Genomic DNA, 15954 nt, shown 5'->3' with positions numbered 1-15954 from the left:
TTACGCCTCATTTAAACGAGAGCAGGGTCGATGCCAGCTGCCTTCCCCCCCGATTCTGTTGGACTGGTCGTGCCCCAAGTGGCGCACTTCAGCGAACCGCTGGCCCTGGCCTGCGGCCGTTCGCTGCCTGCCTACGACCTGATCTATGAAACCTACGGCCAGTTGAACGCCACGGCGAGCAACGCCGTGCTGATCTGCCACGCCCTGTCCGGCCATCATCACGCCGCTGGCTTTCACAGTGCCGACGAGCGCAAGCCCGGCTGGTGGGACAGCTGCATCGGCCCCGGCAAGCCCATCGACACCAGCAAATTCTTTGTGGTCAGCCTGAACAACCTCGGCGGCTGCAATGGTTCCACCGGCCCGAGCAGCCTCAACCCGGAAACCGGCAAGCCGTTCGGCGCCGACTTCCCGGTGCTGACCGTGGAAGACTGGGTGCACAGCCAGGCGCGCCTTGCCGACTTGCTGGGCATCAACCAATGGGCCGCCGTGATCGGCGGCAGCCTGGGCGGCATGCAGGCGCTGCAATGGACCATTTCCTATCCGGATCGCGTGCGCCATTGCCTGGCCATCGCCTCGGCCCCAAAACTGTCGGCGCAGAACATCGCGTTCAACGAAGTGGCACGCCAGGCCATCCTCACCGACCCCGAGTTCCACGGCGGTTCGTTCCAGGAAGCCGGTGTGATCCCCAAGCGCGGCTTGATGCTGGCGCGGATGGTCGGGCATATCACCTACCTGTCCGATGACTCCATGGGCGAAAAATTCGGCCGTGGGCTCAAGAGCGAAAAGCTCAACTACGATTTCCACAGTGTCGAATTCCAGGTCGAAAGCTACCTGCGTTACCAGGGCGAGGAGTTCTCGGGGCGCTTCGACGCCAACACTTACTTGCTGATGACCAAGGCGCTGGACTACTTCGACCCGGCCGCCAACCACGACGACGACCTGGCGAAAACCTTCGAGCACGCCACGGCCAAGTTCTGCGTGATGTCATTCACCACCGATTGGCGCTTCTCGCCAGCGCGTTCACGTGAACTGGTGGACGCCTTGATGGCCGCACGCAAAGACGTCTGCTACCTCGAGATCGATGCTCCGCAAGGCCATGACGCCTTCCTGATTCCGATCCCACGCTACCTGCAGGCTTTCAGCAACTACATGAACCGCATTACTTTGTGAGAACGCCATGAGAGCCGACCTGGAAATCATCCAAGACTGGATCCCCGCCGGCAGCCGCGTGCTCGACCTGGGCTGCGGTGATGGCGAACTGCTCAGCTGGCTGCGCGACAACAAGCAAGTCACCGGGTATGGCCTGGAAAACGACCCGGACAACATCGCCCAGTGCGTGGCCAAGGGCATCAACGTGATCGAGCAGGACCTGGACAAGGGCCTGGGCAACTTTGCCAGCAACAGTTTCGATATCGTGGTGATGACCCAGGCCCTGCAAGCGGTGCATTACCCGGACCGCATCCTCGACGAGATGCTGCGCGTGGGCCGTCAGTGCATCATTACCTTCCCCAACTTCGGCCACTGGCGCTGCCGCTGGTACCTGGCGACCAAGGGCCGGATGCCGGTCTCGGACTTCCTGCCATACACCTGGTACAACACGCCGAACATCCACTTCTGTACGTTTGAAGACTTCGAAGCCCTGTGCGGCGAGCGTGAAGCCAAGGTGATCAACCGCCTTGCCGTCGATCAACAGCACCGCCATGGGTGGGCGAGTAAGCTATGGCCTAATCTGTTGGGCGAAATTGGTATCTACCGGGTCAGCAGCCCTGGCCTGACCGACCACAAGATTGCCGTCTAATCATTATCAAGAGGCACGATCATGAGTCGTTTGGCTGTTTTTCTATTGACCGCCTTCCTGGGCGCCAGCGCCGTGGCAGCAGACGCCGTCGACGGTAACCGCCAGAAAGAATTTGGCGATATCACTGTGCACTACAACACCTTCACCTCGAGTTTCCTGCAACCGGAAACCGCCCAGGCAGCCGGTATCGTGCGCAGCAACGAGAAGGGCCTGATCAATGTGTCGGTGATCAAGGGCGTGACGCCAGTGGCCGCGCAGGTGACCGGCACGATCAAGGACTTGAGCGGCAAGAGCGAAGTGCTGACGTTCAAGCAGATTACTGAAAAGGGCGGCATCTCGTACCTGGCGCCCTACTCGGTCACACAGCAGGAATACCGGACGTTTACCATCAACGTTGAAACCGGTGGCAAGGCCCACGGCTTCAGCTTCGTCCAAGAACTTTTTCCGGGCACCAAATGAACCTGACACAGCTCGTACTCGCCAGCCATAACGCCGGCAAACTCAAAGAACTCCAGGCCATGCTCGGCGACTCCGTGCAGCTGCGCTCGATCGGCGAGTTCAGCCAGGTCGAACCGGAAGAGACCGGCCTGTCGTTTGTCGAAAACGCCATCCTCAAGGCCCGCAATGCCGCACGCATCTCCGGCCTGCCGGCGCTGGCGGATGACTCGGGCCTGGCCGTGGACTTCCTCGGCGGCGCACCGGGCATCTACTCGGCGCGGTATGCCGATGGCAAAGGCGACGCGGCCAACAACGCCAAACTGCTGGACGCCCTCAAGGACGTGCCGGACGCGATGCGCGGCGCACAGTTTGTCTGCGTGCTGGCGCTGGTTCGCCACGCTGATGACCCCTTACCGATTCTGTGCGAAGGCCTGTGGCACGGGCGCATCCTGCATGCCGCCAGTGGCGAGCATGGCTTTGGCTATGACCCGCTGTTCTGGGTGCCGGAGCGCAATGTCTCCAGCGCCGAACTGAGCCCGGCCGACAAGAACCAGATCAGCCACCGCGCCCGCGCAATGGATTTGCTGCGCCAACGCCTGAGCCTGAAATGACCCAAAACACCTCTGCGCAACCGCTGATCCACGGCGGCGCGCAAACGCCTCGGGCGGCATTGCCGGTGCTGCCGCCCCTGGCGCTGTACATCCACATCCCGTGGTGCGTGCGCAAATGCCCGTATTGCGACTTCAACTCCCACACCGCCAGCAAAGTGCTGCCGGAAGAAGAGTACGTAGACGCATTGCTGGCCGACCTTGATCAAGACCTGCATGCGGTTTACGGCCGTGAACTAAGCTCGATTTTCTTCGGTGGCGGCACGCCCAGCCTGTTCAGCGCCGCCGCGCTGGGGCGCCTGCTCAAAGGCGTGCAAGCCCGTATCCCGTTTGCCAACGACATCGAAATCACCCTGGAAGCCAACCCTGGCACCTTCGAGCAAGAGAAGTTCGTGGCGTACCGCAAGTTGGGGATCAATCGCCTGTCCATCGGCATCCAGAGCTTCCAGCAGCAAAAGCTTGAGGCGCTGGGCCGCATCCATAACGGCGATGAAGCTGTGCGCGCCGCCGGCATGGCACGCCAGGCCGGGTTCGATAACTTCAACCTGGACCTGATGCACGGCTTGCCCGATCAGTCACTGGACGATGCCCTGAGCGACTTGCGCCAGGCCATCGCATTGAAGCCAACGCACTTGTCCTGGTATCAGCTGACGCTGGAACCCAACACCGTATTTTGGAACCAGCCGCCCGCGCTGCCGGAAGACGACACGCTGTGGGATATTCAGGAAGCTGGCCAGGCACTGCTGGCCGAACACGGTTACGCGCAATATGAAGTGTCGGCCTATGCCCAACCGGGCCGCCCGGCACGGCACAACCTGAATTACTGGAGCTTCGGCGACTTTATCGGCATCGGCGCGGGCGCCCACGGCAAGCTCAGCCATCCGGACGGGCGCATCGTGCGCACCTGGAAAACCCGGGCGCCAAAGGACTACCTCAACCCGGCAAAAAGTTTCCAGGCCGGGGCGAAAGAACTGACCAATGAGGAGCTGCCGTTCGAGTTCCTGATGAACGCTTTGCGCCTCACCGAAGGCGTTGAATCCAAGCTGTACGCCGAACGCACCGGCCTCGACCTGGCCAGCCTCGACGAAGGCCGCCAGGAGGCAGAACAAAGTGGCTTAATGCAGGTCGAACCGTCACGCCTGGCGGCCACCGACCGTGGGCAACTCTTTCTCAATGACCTGTTGCAGAAGTTTTTGAGCTGACGCTCTAAGGAAATCACATGGATTTGGTACTCGACCTGCTCGCCACCGTGTCCCGCTGGAGCCGTAGCAACCTGTCGGAAATCTCCCTGGCCCTTGTCGGTTGTTTGCTGGTGTTGTTTGGCGCGGATATCAAAGGCTGGATCGAAGGCCGCTTGGGCAGCATCGCCGGAGCATTGCGCGTACCGTTGATGGCGCTGGTATGCATGATCGGCAGCGGCGCAGCCTTGCTGTATGCCACGCCTTGGATTGTGCGGGGGCTGAGCCAGTTTAATAACTACAGTTTGGCGCCAGTGTTGGTGGTGGTGCTGGTGTTGATTGGCGTAGTCGCCGACCGCCGCTGATTCCAAAGCCCAACACAAAACAACTGTGGGAGCTGGCTTGCCTGCGATGCAGGCACCTCGGTGTATCTGTGATACTGAGGTGATGCTATCGCAGGCAAGCCAGCTCCCACAGTTGATTACACTCCAAGCCGGCTATTGGCTTGTCAGTCAACCTTCTCGAACTTCAAATCCCAAACCCCATGCCCCAGTCGCTCGCCGCGGCGTTCGAACTTGGTGATCGGGCGCTCGGCCGGGCGCGGCACGCATTTGCCGTCTTCGGCCAGGTTGCGGTAGCCAGGCGCTACGTCCATCACTTCCAGCATGTATTCGGCATACGGCTCCCAGTCTGTGGCCATGTGCAGAATGCCACCCACTTTCAGCTTGCTGCGCACCAGCTCCGCGAAGGAAGCCTGGACGATACGGCGTTTGTGGTGACGCGATTTGTGCCATGGGTCCGGGAAGAACAGCATCAGGCGGTCGAGGCTGTTGTCGGCGATGCAGCGGTTGAGTACTTCAATCGCGTCGCAGTCGTAGACTCGCAGGTTGGTCAGGCCTTGGGTCAGTACGCCGTTAAGCAGCGCGCCGACACCTGGGCGGTGCACTTCCACCCCGATAAAGTCCTGGTCCGGCGCGGCCGCGGCCATTTCCAGCAGGGAGTGGCCCATGCCGAAACCGATTTCCAGGGAACGCGGGGCCGAACGGCCGAACACCTGGTCGTAGTCCACCGGCGCGTCGGCCAATGGCAACACGAACAGCGGCGTACCTTGCTCCAGGCCCTTTTGCTGGCCTTCGGTCATGCGGCCGGCGCGCATCACAAAACTCTTGATGCGGCGGTGCTTGGACTCGTCGCCTTCTTCCACGGTGTTCGGCGTTTCGTTTGATTCAGTCATCAATGGCTCTTACTTGATCAGACCATCCAGCGGCGAGGAGGCGCTGGCGTACAGTTTTTTCGGCATGCGACCGGCGAGGTAGGCCAAGCGGCCCGCGACGATTGCGTGTTGCATGGCTTGGGCCATCATGACCGGCTGCTGGGCATGGGCGATGGCCGAGTTCATCAGCACCGCGTCGCAACCCAGCTCCATGGCGATGGTAGCGTCGGAGGCAGTGCCCACGCCCGCGTCCACCAGCACCGGAATCCTGGCTTCTTCGAGGATGATTTGCAGGTTGTACGGGTTGCAGATGCCCAGGCCAGAACCGATCAGGCCGGCCAGCGGCATCACGGCGATGCAGCCGATTTCGGCCAATTGGCGAGCGATGATCGGGTCATCACTGGTGTAGACCATCACGTCGAAGCCTTCCTTGACCAGGGTTTCGGCGGCCTTGAGGGTTTCGATCACGTTGGGGAACAGGGTTTTCTGATCGGCCAGCACTTCCAGTTTCACCAGGTTGTGGCCGTCAAGCAGCTCACGGGCCAGGCGGCAGGTGCGCACGGCTTCGATGGCATCGTAGCAACCGGCAGTGTTCGGCAGGAAGGTGTAGCGATCCGGCGACAACACTTCGAGCAGGTTCGGTTCGCCTTCGATCTGGCCGAGGTTGGTGCGGCGCACGGCAAACGTCACGATCTCGGCACCCGAGGCTTCGATGGCCAGACGGGTTTCTTCCATGTCGCGGTACTTGCCGGTGCCAACCAGCAGGCGGGACTGGTAGGTACGACCGGCCAGGACGAAGGGCTTGTCGCTACGAACGATGCTCATGGGAAATCCTCGAATTGGGGTGAGGTTCTGCAGAATGCGGGTTGACGCCCTTGAGCGCCGGGCGGCTAGCCGCCGCCGATGGCGTGGACCACTTCGACCTGATCACCTTCGGTGAGCGCGGTTTCGGCATGCTGGCTACGCGGGACGATATCCAGGTTGAGCTCCACTGCGACTCGGCGTCCGGTCAGGTCCAGACGGGTCAGCAGGGCCGCAACGGTTTCACCGTCGGGCAGTTCAAAGGATTCGCCGTTCAACTGAATGCGCATGCCACGGGCCGCCATCGTTTTTAGGGGCCAGCATTCTAGCCCGATCAGCGTGGCTGACCCAAGTCCCTTGGTCAGGCTACCTGTAGACGCCACGCAGTCAAACCGAGGAAGAACCAGCCGACCAAGAAGGCCAAACCACCAAACGGCGTGATGATGCCGAGCTTGCTGATGCCGGTCAGGGTCAGCGCATACAGACTGCCCGAGAACAGCAGGATGCCGACGGTAAAGGAGATGCCCGCCCAGTTGACCAATCGGCCAGGAATATGCGCGGCCAGCAACGCCACGCCGAACAGCGCCAGGGCGTGCACCAACTGGTAGGTGACGCCCGTATGGAAGATCGCCAGGTACTCGGCGCTCAGGCGGTTTTTCAGGCCGTGGGCGGCAAAGGCGCCCAGGGCGACGCCGGTAAAGCCGAAAAAGGCAGCCAGCATCAGAAAGCTACGCAGCATGAGGAACTCCAGTCAGACTCGAGGGGCAGGGTCTGTATAATGGCCCGCTCAACGGGTTCGGCCAAGCCATCTCTATGCTGCGTCTCCTCTTCAAGCGCTTTCTTAAAGTCATTAAATGGTTTGCCATCGGCAGTGTGCTGCTGGTGCTGCTGTTTCGTGTGGTGCCGCCGCCGTTCACCGCGTTGATGGTGGAGCGCAAGATCGAATCCTGGATCGACGGCGAGCCGATCGATGTGCAGCGCACCTGGGTGCCGTGGGATGAGATATCCGACGAACTGAAAGTGGCGGTAATGGCGGGTGAAGACCAGCGTTTTCCGCAGCATTGGGGTTTTGACTTCGGCGCGATCCAGGCGGCGCTGCTGCACAACGAGCGCGGCGGTTCGATTCGCGGCGCCAGCACTCTGAGCCAGCAAGTGTCAAAGAACCTGTTTTTGTGGACCGGTCGCAGTTATCTGCGCAAAGGCCTGGAAGCCTGGTTTACCGCACTGATCGAAGTGTTGTGGCCCAAGCAGCGGATTCTTGAGGTGTACCTCAATAGCGTGGAGTGGGATGAAGGCGTGTTTGGCGCAGAGGCCGCCGCGCGGCATCACTTTGGCGTGAGTGCCAAAGCGCTTTCCCGTCAGCAGGCCAGCTATCTGGCGGCGGTTTTGCCCAACCCTCGAGTGTGGAGTGCCAGCCATCCAACAGCCTATGTGGCACGGCGAGCGGCATGGATTCGGCAGCAGATGAGCCAGTTGGGCGGGGATGGTTACTTGGTGGAGTTGAATAACTCCCGCAAAGCCCCCTGGTCCGATTGACACACTGCACTACCCATGTGGGAGCTGGCTTGCCTGCGATAGCGGTGGGTCAAACTACCCATGTGTTAGCAGATACTGCCTCATCGCAGGCAAGCCAGCTCCCACAGTGGACCGAGTTGAGCTTGAGATTTTCGACTGCAAACAAAAATGCCCCGGCCTTTCGATTAGTGCATTGGTGGAGTTGAACAACTCCCGAAAAGCCCCGTGGGCTGACTGACACAATGCAATACCTGTGGGAGCTGGCTTGCCTGCGATTGCGGTGGGTCAATCAACACATGTGCTGGCTGAGACTGCCTCATCGCAGGCAAGCCAGCTCCCACAGTGGACCGAGTTGAGCTTGAGATTTTCGACTGCAAACAAAAATGCCCCGATCTTTCGATCGGGGCATTTTTTTGTCTTATCGCAGCGTTTTAAGCGGCGATCGACAACTTCAGCTTGTTCATCGCGCTTTTCTCAAGCTGACGAATCCGCTCGGCCGACACGTTGTACTTCTGTGCCAGGTCGTGCAGCGTGGCTTTTTCTTCAGCCAGCCAGCGCTGATAGAGGATGTCACGGCTACGGTCGTCCAGCACTTCCAGCGCTTCGTGCAGGTTCTGGTTGGAGTTGTCGCTCCAGTCGGCGTCTTCCAGTTGACGCGCCGGGTCGTACCGGTGGTCTTCCAGGTAGTTGGCCGGCGATTGGAAGGCGCTGTCGTCGTCCGCTTCAGCGGCCGGGTCGAAGGCCATATCATGGCCGGTCAGGCGACTTTCCATCTCGCGCACTTCACGCGGCTCCACGCCGAGGCTTTCGGCCACGCGGTGGACTTCCTCGTTGTTCAGCCACGCCAGGCGTTTTTTCTGGCTGCGCAGGTTGAAGAACAGCTTGCGCTGGGCCTTGGTGGTCGCGACTTTCACGATGCGCCAGTTGCGCAGGATGAACTCGTGGATTTCCGCCTTGATCCAGTGCACGGCAAACGATACCAGGCGCACGCCCATCTCAGGGTTGAAGCGCTTTACAGCCTTCATCAGGCCGACGTTGCCTTCCTGGATCAGGTCAGCCTGGGCCAACCCGTAGCCGCTATAGCTACGGGCGATATGTACGACAAAACGCAGGTGGGCGAGCACCATCTGCCGAGCCGCCCCCAAATCCTGCTCATAGTAGAGACTCTCGGCCAGTTCACGCTCCTGCTCGGGCGTCAGCAATGGAATGCTGTTGACCGTGTGCACATAGGCCTCCAGGTTCGCACCCGGGACCAGAGCATAAGCAGGTTGCAAAGAAGTGGTCATACGAAAAAACCTCCGACTCACATAACTCGTGCAGTTCAGCACTGCGAAAATTGACCGGGAACCGTAGGACAAGTTCCCTAAACCACCAATACGGTCAATACAAACGAAACCACATTAATCTGACATTAACTACTTCGGTGCCAGCTCACGTAAATGACGAGCGACCGCAATCCAGGCACCGATATACCCCAACAAGACGGCACCAAGCAAGAGACTCAGACCGTCGGCGACCGGCACGCCGGCCAGGGCAAAATCGCTGCCGTACAACCCGGCCAGCCCTACTACCGCGTCGTTGAGCCAGTTCAAGCCAAAAGCCAAAACGCCCCAGGACAAAATCCCGGCACCGAAGCCATAAAGCGCGCCCATGTACAGAAAAGGCCTACGCACATAGCTGTCTGTGCCGCCGACCAGTTTAATCACTTCTATCTCGGTGCGGCGGTTTTCAATATGAAGACGAATGGTATTACCTATCACCAAAAGTAATGCAGACACCAACAACACCGTGAGACCGAACACAAAGCGGTCGCCCAGCTTGAGAATGGCCGCCAGACGCTCTACCCAGACTAGATCAAGTTGTGCCTGTTGTACCTTGGGCATCTCTGCGAGTTTTTGTCGCAGGGCCTCAAGCGCTGGCTTGTCGACTTCGTTCGGCGTCACCAGCACCACGCCCGGCAGCGGGTTCTGCGGCAGCTCTTTAAGCGCCTCACCCAGGCCTGATTGCTGCTGGAACTCTTCAAGGGCCTGATCGCGGCTGATGTATTCGGCATCCGCCACGCCCGGCAGGTTCTTGATGTCGTCGCGCAGGTTCTCGCCATCTTTGGCGCTGGTGTCGAGGTCCAGGTACAGCGAAATCTGCGCCGCGCGCTGCCAGGAACCGCCCAGGCGCTCCACATTATTAAGCAGCAGCGACAAACCCATCGGCAGGCTCAGTGCCACAGCCATTACCAGGCAGGTGAAAAAGCTGCCGATCGGCTGCTTGCCCAGGCGGCGCAGGCTGTCGACCAAGCTGGCGCGATGGCTTTCGATCCAGGCGCGCAGCAGCGTGGCGAAATCCGGGCCATCATCTTCGTCGCGTTTTTTCTTCGGCGGTTGCGGGTCGGCGGCTTTTGGCGCCACACGCTCAGAAACCTTGGGGCTGCGAGTCGCACTCATACGCCAGCCTCCCCGTCGCCGATCAGGCGGCCGCGTTGCAAGGTCAGCATGCGGTGGCGCATACGGGCGATCAGTGCCAGGTCGTGACTGGCGATCAATACGCTGGTGCCCAGGCGGTTGATGTCTTCGAACACGCCCATGATCTCAGCCGCCAGACGCGGGTCGAGGTTACCGGTAGGTTCGTCCGCCAGCAACAAGGCCGGGCGGTGGACAATGGCGCGGGCGATGCCGACGCGCTGTTGTTGGCCGGTGGACAGGTCGCCCGGGTACAGGTCGGTCTTGTCCGACAGTGCCACGCGCTCCAGGGCCGAATCCACACGTTTGACGATTTCAGCCTTGGACAAGCCGAGAATCTGCAGCGGCAAAGCAATGTTGTTGAACACCGTACGATCGAACAGCAACTGGTGGTTCTGGAACACCACGCCGATCTGGCGGCGCAGGAACGGGATCTGTGCATTGCTGATGGTGGCCAGATCCTGGCCGGCCAGCAGCAGCTTGCCGGTGGTCGGGCGCTCCATCGCCAGCAACAGCCGCAACAGCGTACTTTTACCGGCGCCCGAATGGCCGGTTACAAATAGAAACTCGCCACGCCGCACTCGAAAGCTCAGCTCATGCAAGCCCACATGCCCGTTGGCGTAGCGTTTACCGACCTGTTCGAATCGAATCATGAACGCTCCCGCTCGGCGAAAAGTGCCTGTACAAAGGGTTCGGCTTCAAAGGTGCGCAGGTCGTCGATACCTTCACCGACACCGATATAACGAATCGGCAACCCGAACTGTTTGGCCAGGGCGAAGATCACACCACCCTTGGCCGTGCCGTCGAGCTTAGTCAATGCCAGGCCGGTCAGTTGCACCGTCTGGTTGAATTGTTTGGCCTGGCTGATGGCGTTCTGGCCAGTGCCGGCGTCGAGCACCAGCAGCACTTCGTGCGGGGCGTCGGCGTCGAGCTTGCCGATTACGCGGCGCACTTTCTTCAGTTCTTCCATCAGGTTGTCTTTGGTGTGCAGGCGACCGGCGGTATCAGCGATCAACACATCGATGTTACGGGCCTTGGCAGCCTGCACGGCATCGAAAATCACCGAGGCGGAATCGGCGCCGGTGTGCTGGGCGATGACCGGGATCTTGTTGCGCTCACCCCAGACCTGCAACTGCTCCACGGCAGCGGCGCGGAAGGTGTCACCGGCGGCGAGCATGACTTTTTTGCCTTCCGACTGCAGCTTCTTGGCCAACTTGCCGATGGTGGTGGTTTTGCCGGCGCCGTTGACGCCGACGACCAGGATCACGAACGGCTTGTTCGGCGTGATCACCAGCGGCGCTTCCACCGGCTTGAGCATCGCAGCCAGTTCGGCCTGAAGGGATTTGTAGAGCGCATCGGCGTCGGTCAACTGCTTGCGCGCAACCTTCTGGGTCAGGCTCTGGATGATCACGGCAGTGGCTTCGACGCCCACGTCGGCGGTCAACAGACGGGTTTCGATGTCTTCCAGCAGCTCGTCATCAATAACCTTCTTGCCCAGGAACAGGCTGGCCATGCCTTCGCCGATACTGGCGCTGGTTTTGCTCAGGCCTTGCTTGAGGCGGGCGAAGAAGCCGGTTTTGCTGGTTTCAGCGGGAGCAACAACGGGCTCCGGGGCGACCGGCGGCTCGATAATGGCGGGGGCGGCAACCACCACAGGTGCCGGCGCTGGCTCCACAACCACCGGCGCAGGCGTTTCGATCACTGGCGGCGCTTCGACCACAACCGCCACCGGCTCAACCACGACCGGAATCGGCGGCGTCACGTGCTCAGCCTGCACGTCTTCAACCAGCGCCACAGGCTCTTCGGCCACCGGCAGTTCCAGCCACGACTTGTGCTCTGGCTCTGGCTCAACCTGTGCCGCTGGCTGCAATACGGGCTCAGCCATCGGCAACACCACCGGCGCCGGGGTTTCAGCGACCGGTTCGGCTTCTAATACAGGCTCTGGAATCGGCTCAGGCTGAACCTGTGGCTGTTCGACGACGGTTTCCTGCGGCTTTTTGCGCAGCCATCCGAACAGGCCTTTTTTCTCGCCAGCCGCAGCTGGACTCTTCTTGTCGTCGTTGGAACCAAACATGGAGGACGGCTATCTCAAAGTAGCGATGCGCCAGGGCGCCTCGGTAAATAAATTCGATGCAGAACAGACTGCTTTAACGCTCGCTTGTTCATGCGCAACATTTTGTAAGGCGTAAATAAAGGCCTCAACAAATCGTTTCAATAAAGGACTGAAGCGACAAAATCGGCGAAAAGTAGAAGATCGTCGGGGAAATCCAGCGCCAATTCCTACATTCCTACGACTGAAACCGGGACAAGATGACTGCCACAGTGGCCCTGTCCAAACCGGATCAGTATCCTAGCACCTCCTCGCCCGCCGACGCTAAGACCAAGCGGGTAGCCCAACAGGTTAAAACACGAATGATTGCTCTAGCCCGCCGCGCCGCAGGCCTGCTGCTCAGCACAGTTTGTCTGCCTCTTTCAGCCTTGGCTGCCGACCCACAACCCACCCATGAATTCACCCTCGATAACGGCCTTAAAGTGGTCGTGCGCGAAGACCATCGCGCGCCGGTGGTGGTTTCCCAGGTCTGGTACAAGGTCGGTTCGAGCTACGAAACCCCGGGCCAGACCGGTTTGTCCCATGCCCTGGAACACATGATGTTCAAGGGCAGCGCCAAAGTCGGTCCCGGCGAAGCCTCGCTGATCCTGCGTGACCTGGGCGCTGAAGAAAACGCCTTCACCAGCGATGACTACACCGCGTATTACCAGGTACTGGCGCGTGACCGCCTGGGCGTCGCTTTCGAGCTGGAAGCCGACCGCATGGCCAGCCTGCGCCTGCCGGCCGATGAGTTCAGCCGCGAAATCGAGGTAATCAAGGAAGAACGCCGCCTGCGCACCGACGACAACCCGATGTCCAAGGCCTACGAGCGCTTCAAGGCGATGGCCTACCCGGCCAGCGGCTATCACACGCCGACCATCGGCTGGATGGCCGACCTTGAGCGCATGAAGGTTGAAGAACTGCGCCACTGGTACCAGTCCTGGTATGTGCCGAACAACGCCACGCTGGTGGTGGTCGGCGACGTGACGCCGGACGAGGTCAAGAAACTCGCCCAGCGCTACTTCGGCCCGATCCCCAAGCGTGACGTGCCACCGGCCAAGATCCCGCTGGAGCTGGCCGAGCCTGGCGAGCGCTTGCTGACCCTGCACGTGCAGACCCAACTGCCAAGCGTGATCCTCGGTTTCAACGTGCCGGGCCTGGCGACTGCCGAAGATAAGCGCTCGGTGCAAGCCCTGCGCCTGCTCTCGGCCCTGCTCGATGGCGGCTACAGCGCGCGTATCTCGGAACAGCTGGAGCGCGGTGAAGAACTCGTCTCCGGCGCGTCCACCAGCTACGACGCCTATACCCGTGGTGACAGCCTGTTCACATTGAGCGCCACGCCGAATCAGCAGAAGAAAAAGACCATTGCCCAGGCCGAAGCCGGCCTGTGGCGCCTGCTGGACGAGTTGAAAGCCAAGCCGCCGACCACCGAAGAACTGGAGCGTATCCGCGCCCAAGTGATTGCCGGCGTGGTTTACCAACGTGATTCCATCACCAGCCAGGCCACGGCCATCGGCTCGCTGGAAACCGTTGGCCTGTCCTGGAAACTCATGGACACCGAGCTTGCCGACCTGCAAAGCGTGACCCCGGAAGACATCCAGAAAGCCGCGCGCACCTACTTCACCCGCGAACGTTTGAGCGTCGCCCATGTTTTGCCCGAGGAGACCGCTCATGAGTAATCGCAAAAGCAGCCGCCTGATCTTCCCCGGCCTGGTCGTCGTCACCCTGATCGCCGCCAGCGCCGTGTACTTCCTGCGCCCGAGTGAATCGGTGGCCAGCCAGGCGCTGGACAAGGCGCAATCGGCCAACAAACTGCAATCTTTGGCAGAACTGGACGGCAAGGCGCCGACCAACCGCAAGCTCGACGTGCAAACCTGGACCACCGCCGAGGGCGCCAAGGTGCTGTTCGTCGAAGCCCACGAACTGCCAATGTTCGACATGCGCATCCTGTTCGCCGCCGGCAGCAGCCAGGACGGCAATACCCCAGGCGTTGCGTTGCTGACCAACGCCATGCTCAACGAAGGCATACCGGGCAAGGATGTCAGCCAGATCGCCAGCGGCTTTGAAGGCCTGGGTGCCGACTTCGGCAACGGCGCTTATCGCGACATGGCGTTGGTGTCCCTGCGCAGCCTGAGCGACAGCGACAAGCGCGACGCGGCCCTGACGCTGTTTGACCAAGTGATCGGCAAGCCGACTTTCCCGGCCGACTCCCTGGCGCGCATCAAAAACCAGATTCTGGCCGGTTTTGAGTACCAGAAACAGAACCCAGGCAAGCTGGCCAGCCTTGAGTTGTTCAAGCGGTTGTACGGCGACCACCCTTACGCGCACTCGAGCGAAGGCACGCCTGAGAGCATTCCGGCGATTACCCTGGCGCAGTTGCAGGCGTTCCACGCCAAAGCATATGCAGCGGGCAATGCGGTGATTGCCGTGGTGGGCGATCTGACTCGCGCCGACGCTGAGGCCATGACGGCCAAGGTCTCCGCATCGCTGCCCAAAGGCCCGGCCCTGGCCAAGATCGCCCAGCCGACCGAGCCGAAAGCTGGCCTGAGCCATATCGAGTTCCCGTCCAAGCAAACCCATTTACTGTTCGCGCAACTGGGCATCGACCGCGCCGACCCGGACTACGCCGCCTTGTCCCTGGGCAACCAGATCCTCGGCGGTGGTGGTTTCGGCACCCGCTTGATGAGCGAAGTGCGTGAGAAGCGCGGCCTGACCTACGGCGTTTACTCCGGTTTCTCGCCGATGCAGGTACGTGGTCCGTTCATGATCAACCTGCAGACCCGCGCCGAAATGAGCGGCGGCACCCTGCGCCTGGTTGAAGACGTGCTGGCCGACTACCTCAAGACCGGCCCGACGCAAAAGGAACTGGACGACGCCAAGCGTGAGCTGGCCGGTAGCTTCCCGCTGTCTACCGCAAGCAACGCCGATATCGTCGGGCAGCTGGGCGCCATGGGTTTCTATAACCTGCCGCTGAGCTATCTTGAGGATTTCATGAAACAATCCCAGGCCCTGACCGTAGAGCAGGTCAAGGCTGCAATGAATAAACACTTGAGCGCCGACAAGATGGTCATCGTGACCGCCGGCCCGACGATTGCGCAAAAGCCACTACCGCCCCCCACTGATAAACCCGCCGAGCAGCCGCTCGGGGTTCCGGAGCATTAATGGCCAGTTCATCTCGCCCGAAAAAACCTGTCCACAACGTGCATAACGGTGTGGGCCAACTGCGCATCATTGGCGGTGAATGGGGCAGCCGCAAGCTGAGTTTCCCTGACGTCGTGGGCCTGCGCCCAACGCCGGATCGCGTGCGTGAAACCCTGTTCAACTGGCTCGCGCCGTATATCGGCGGCGCCAAGGTACTGGACCCGTTCGCCGGCAGCGGCGCGCTGTTCCTCGAAGCGCTGTCCCGTGGCGCCGCCCAGGGCCAGGCGCTGGATGCCAGCAATGTGGCGGTGTCCAGCCTCAAGGAACACCTGGGCACACTGCGCTGCACCACCGGCCAGGTGCAGACAGCCGATGCGCTGCGCTACCTGGAAACCCAGGCGGCCAGCGAATACGACGTGGTGTTCCTCGACCCGCCGTTCAACCAGAACCTGTTGCCGACGGTGTGTGCGCTGCTGGAAGAGCGCCAGTGGCTGGCACCCGATGCGTGGATCTACACTGAAAGCGAGACCGCGCCGTCTACCCTCGGCCTGCCGGGCAGCTGGCGCCTGCACCGGGAGCAGAAGTCCGGTCGCGTGTATTACGCGTTGTGGCATCGGTTGGTTGAAAGCGCCGCTTAACCTTAGGTAAATGTTGTAGTGAGCGGGCTTTTTGTGGCGGCCAGGATGGTTGTGGCGAGCAGGCTTGCCCTGCGTTGGGCTG

General features: G+C 60.9%; 18 protein-coding genes. 10 read left to right on the top strand and 8 right to left on the bottom strand.

Features of this window, described 5'->3' with window-relative positions; translation table 11 throughout:
• Positions 1 to 30 precede the first annotated feature (30 nt).
• The 6 genes from AOA62_RS28430 to AOA62_RS28405 are packed head-to-tail and all read left to right on the top strand — an operon-like array spanning position 31 to position 4387.
• Positions 31 to 1170 carry a homoserine O-acetyltransferase gene (locus AOA62_RS28430; protein WP_017139455.1) on the top strand — a complete coding sequence of 380 codons (1140 nt, stop codon included), beginning with the start codon at positions 31 to 33 and terminating at the stop codon, positions 1168 to 1170.
• A 7-nt stretch (positions 1171 to 1177) separates the two neighbouring features.
• Entirely contained in the window at positions 1178 to 1798 is a 621-nt protein-coding gene (gene metW, locus AOA62_RS28425; protein ID WP_016972957.1) for a methionine biosynthesis protein MetW, read from the top strand.
• A gap of 21 nt (positions 1799 to 1819) precedes the next feature.
• The gene (locus AOA62_RS28420; protein ID WP_017139456.1) at positions 1820 to 2257 is read left to right on the top strand and encodes a DUF4426 domain-containing protein; all 438 of its coding nucleotides are present in this window, start codon (positions 1820 to 1822) and stop codon (positions 2255 to 2257) included.
• The gene (rdgB, locus tag AOA62_RS28415; protein ID WP_017139457.1) at positions 2254 to 2847 is read left to right on the top strand and encodes an RdgB/HAM1 family non-canonical purine NTP pyrophosphatase; all 594 of its coding nucleotides are present in this window, start codon (positions 2254 to 2256) and stop codon (positions 2845 to 2847) included. The genes AOA62_RS28420 and rdgB overlap by 4 nt, the downstream gene beginning before the upstream one ends.
• Entirely contained in the window at positions 2844 to 4046 is a 1203-nt protein-coding gene (hemW, locus tag AOA62_RS28410; RefSeq protein WP_017139458.1) for a radical SAM family heme chaperone HemW, read from the top strand. The genes rdgB and hemW overlap by 4 nt, the downstream gene beginning before the upstream one ends.
• Before the next feature lie 17 nt (positions 4047 to 4063).
• Complete coding sequence (locus tag AOA62_RS28405; RefSeq protein ID WP_017139459.1) at positions 4064 to 4387, top strand: DUF3392 domain-containing protein; 324 nt, start codon at positions 4064 to 4066, stop codon at positions 4385 to 4387.
• Between the two features lie 143 nt (positions 4388 to 4530).
• Here AOA62_RS28405 and trmB read toward each other — a convergent pair whose 3' ends face one another.
• From trmB to AOA62_RS28380, 4 genes are all read right to left on the bottom strand, one after another.
• Positions 4531 to 5256: a tRNA (guanosine(46)-N7)-methyltransferase TrmB gene (trmB, locus tag AOA62_RS28395; protein ID WP_017139460.1), complete on the bottom strand. Its 726-nt coding sequence runs from the start codon at positions 5254 to 5256 to the stop codon at positions 4531 to 4533.
• A 9-nt stretch (positions 5257 to 5265) separates the two neighbouring features.
• A complete protein-coding gene (locus AOA62_RS28390) occupies positions 5266 to 6060 on the bottom strand; it encodes a thiazole synthase (protein ID WP_017139461.1) in 795 nt (264 codons plus the stop codon).
• A 65-nt stretch (positions 6061 to 6125) separates the two neighbouring features.
• Complete coding sequence (gene thiS / locus AOA62_RS28385) at positions 6126 to 6326, bottom strand: sulfur carrier protein ThiS (RefSeq protein ID WP_032865944.1); 201 nt, start codon at positions 6324 to 6326, stop codon at positions 6126 to 6128.
• 71 nt (positions 6327 to 6397) lie between these two features.
• Entirely contained in the window at positions 6398 to 6775 is a 378-nt protein-coding gene (locus AOA62_RS28380; RefSeq protein WP_099550333.1) for a DUF423 domain-containing protein, read from the bottom strand.
• A gap of 74 nt (positions 6776 to 6849) precedes the next feature.
• Between AOA62_RS28380 and mtgA the strand changes: the two genes are divergently transcribed.
• Positions 6850 to 7572, top strand: a complete 723-nt coding sequence (gene mtgA, locus AOA62_RS28375) for a monofunctional biosynthetic peptidoglycan transglycosylase (protein WP_099550332.1) — start codon at positions 6850 to 6852, stop codon at positions 7570 to 7572.
• 410 nt (positions 7573 to 7982) lie between these two features.
• Here the strand turns inward: mtgA and rpoH are convergent, their stop codons facing one another.
• The 4 genes from rpoH to ftsY all read right to left on the bottom strand — a co-directional run bounded on the left by rpoH (position 7983) and on the right by ftsY (position 12078).
• Positions 7983 to 8837: an RNA polymerase sigma factor RpoH gene (gene rpoH / locus AOA62_RS28370; RefSeq protein ID WP_017139465.1), complete on the bottom strand. Its 855-nt coding sequence runs from the start codon at positions 8835 to 8837 to the stop codon at positions 7983 to 7985.
• A 129-nt stretch (positions 8838 to 8966) separates the two neighbouring features.
• Positions 8967 to 9989 (bottom strand): permease-like cell division protein FtsX, encoded by a 1023-nt coding sequence (gene ftsX / locus AOA62_RS28365; protein ID WP_017139466.1) that lies wholly within the window; start codon positions 9987 to 9989, stop codon positions 8967 to 8969.
• Positions 9986 to 10657 (bottom strand): cell division ATP-binding protein FtsE, encoded by a 672-nt coding sequence (gene ftsE, locus AOA62_RS28360; RefSeq protein WP_003213784.1) that lies wholly within the window; start codon positions 10655 to 10657, stop codon positions 9986 to 9988. The genes ftsX and ftsE overlap by 4 nt, the downstream gene beginning before the upstream one ends.
• Entirely contained in the window at positions 10654 to 12078 is a 1425-nt protein-coding gene (gene ftsY, locus AOA62_RS28355) for a signal recognition particle-docking protein FtsY (protein ID WP_099550331.1), read from the bottom strand. Before ftsY ends, ftsE begins: the two co-directional genes overlap by 4 nt.
• Positions 12079 to 12416: 338 nt before the next feature.
• Between ftsY and AOA62_RS28350 the strand changes: the two genes are divergently transcribed.
• From AOA62_RS28350 to rsmD, 3 genes are read left to right on the top strand one after another with little or no spacing between them, the layout of a single operon-like run.
• Positions 12417 to 13772, top strand: a complete 1356-nt coding sequence (locus tag AOA62_RS28350; protein ID WP_065912227.1) for a pitrilysin family protein — start codon at positions 12417 to 12419, stop codon at positions 13770 to 13772.
• Positions 13765 to 15255, top strand: a complete 1491-nt coding sequence (locus tag AOA62_RS28345) for a pitrilysin family protein (RefSeq protein ID WP_099550330.1) — start codon at positions 13765 to 13767, stop codon at positions 15253 to 15255. Before AOA62_RS28350 ends, AOA62_RS28345 begins: the two co-directional genes overlap by 8 nt.
• Positions 15255 to 15872 (top strand): 16S rRNA (guanine(966)-N(2))-methyltransferase RsmD, encoded by a 618-nt coding sequence (gene rsmD / locus AOA62_RS28340; protein WP_056857682.1) that lies wholly within the window; start codon positions 15255 to 15257, stop codon positions 15870 to 15872. Before AOA62_RS28345 ends, rsmD begins: the two co-directional genes overlap by 1 nt.
• Positions 15873 to 15954: the final 82 nt, after the last annotated feature.

Source organism: Pseudomonas sp. 2995-3, assembly GCF_002742565.1.
In the GTDB taxonomy this organism is placed as follows: Bacteria; Pseudomonadota; Gammaproteobacteria; order Pseudomonadales; family Pseudomonadaceae; genus Aquipseudomonas; species Aquipseudomonas edaphica.
This window is presented reverse-complemented; position numbering and strand designations above follow the sequence as displayed.

What these genes read in the sequence shown, in the direction of transcription:
- AOA62_RS28430 (WP_017139455.1), top strand. Translation starts at nt 31, where the DNA reads ATGCCAGCTGCCTTCCCCCCCGATTCTGTTGGACTGGTCGTGCCCCAA.
- metW (WP_016972957.1), top strand. Translation starts at nt 1,178, where the DNA reads ATGAGAGCCGACCTGGAAATCATCCAAGACTGGATCCCCGCCGGCAGC.
- AOA62_RS28420 (WP_017139456.1), top strand. Translation starts at nt 1,820, where the DNA reads ATGAGTCGTTTGGCTGTTTTTCTATTGACCGCCTTCCTGGGCGCCAGC.
- rdgB (WP_017139457.1), top strand. Translation starts at nt 2,254, where the DNA reads ATGAACCTGACACAGCTCGTACTCGCCAGCCATAACGCCGGCAAACTC.
- hemW (WP_017139458.1), top strand. Translation starts at nt 2,844, where the DNA reads ATGACCCAAAACACCTCTGCGCAACCGCTGATCCACGGCGGCGCGCAA.
- AOA62_RS28405 (WP_017139459.1), top strand. Translation starts at nt 4,064, where the DNA reads ATGGATTTGGTACTCGACCTGCTCGCCACCGTGTCCCGCTGGAGCCGT.
- trmB (WP_017139460.1), bottom strand. Translation starts at nt 5,256, where the DNA reads ATGACTGAATCAAACGAAACGCCGAACACCGTGGAAGAAGGCGACGAG.
- AOA62_RS28390 (WP_017139461.1), bottom strand. Translation starts at nt 6,060, where the DNA reads ATGAGCATCGTTCGTAGCGACAAGCCCTTCGTCCTGGCCGGTCGTACC.
- thiS (WP_032865944.1), bottom strand. Translation starts at nt 6,326, where the DNA reads ATGCGCATTCAGTTGAACGGCGAATCCTTTGAACTGCCCGACGGTGAA.
- AOA62_RS28380 (WP_099550333.1), bottom strand. Translation starts at nt 6,775, where the DNA reads ATGCTGCGTAGCTTTCTGATGCTGGCTGCCTTTTTCGGCTTTACCGGC.
- mtgA (WP_099550332.1), top strand. Translation starts at nt 6,850, where the DNA reads ATGCTGCGTCTCCTCTTCAAGCGCTTTCTTAAAGTCATTAAATGGTTT.
- rpoH (WP_017139465.1), bottom strand. Translation starts at nt 8,837, where the DNA reads ATGACCACTTCTTTGCAACCTGCTTATGCTCTGGTCCCGGGTGCGAAC.
- ftsX (WP_017139466.1), bottom strand. Translation starts at nt 9,989, where the DNA reads ATGAGTGCGACTCGCAGCCCCAAGGTTTCTGAGCGTGTGGCGCCAAAA.
- ftsE (WP_003213784.1), bottom strand. Translation starts at nt 10,657, where the DNA reads ATGATTCGATTCGAACAGGTCGGTAAACGCTACGCCAACGGGCATGTG.
- ftsY (WP_099550331.1), bottom strand. Translation starts at nt 12,078, where the DNA reads ATGTTTGGTTCCAACGACGACAAGAAGAGTCCAGCTGCGGCTGGCGAG.
- AOA62_RS28350 (WP_065912227.1), top strand. Translation starts at nt 12,417, where the DNA reads ATGATTGCTCTAGCCCGCCGCGCCGCAGGCCTGCTGCTCAGCACAGTT.
- AOA62_RS28345 (WP_099550330.1), top strand. Translation starts at nt 13,765, where the DNA reads ATGAGTAATCGCAAAAGCAGCCGCCTGATCTTCCCCGGCCTGGTCGTC.
- rsmD (WP_056857682.1), top strand. Translation starts at nt 15,255, where the DNA reads ATGGCCAGTTCATCTCGCCCGAAAAAACCTGTCCACAACGTGCATAAC.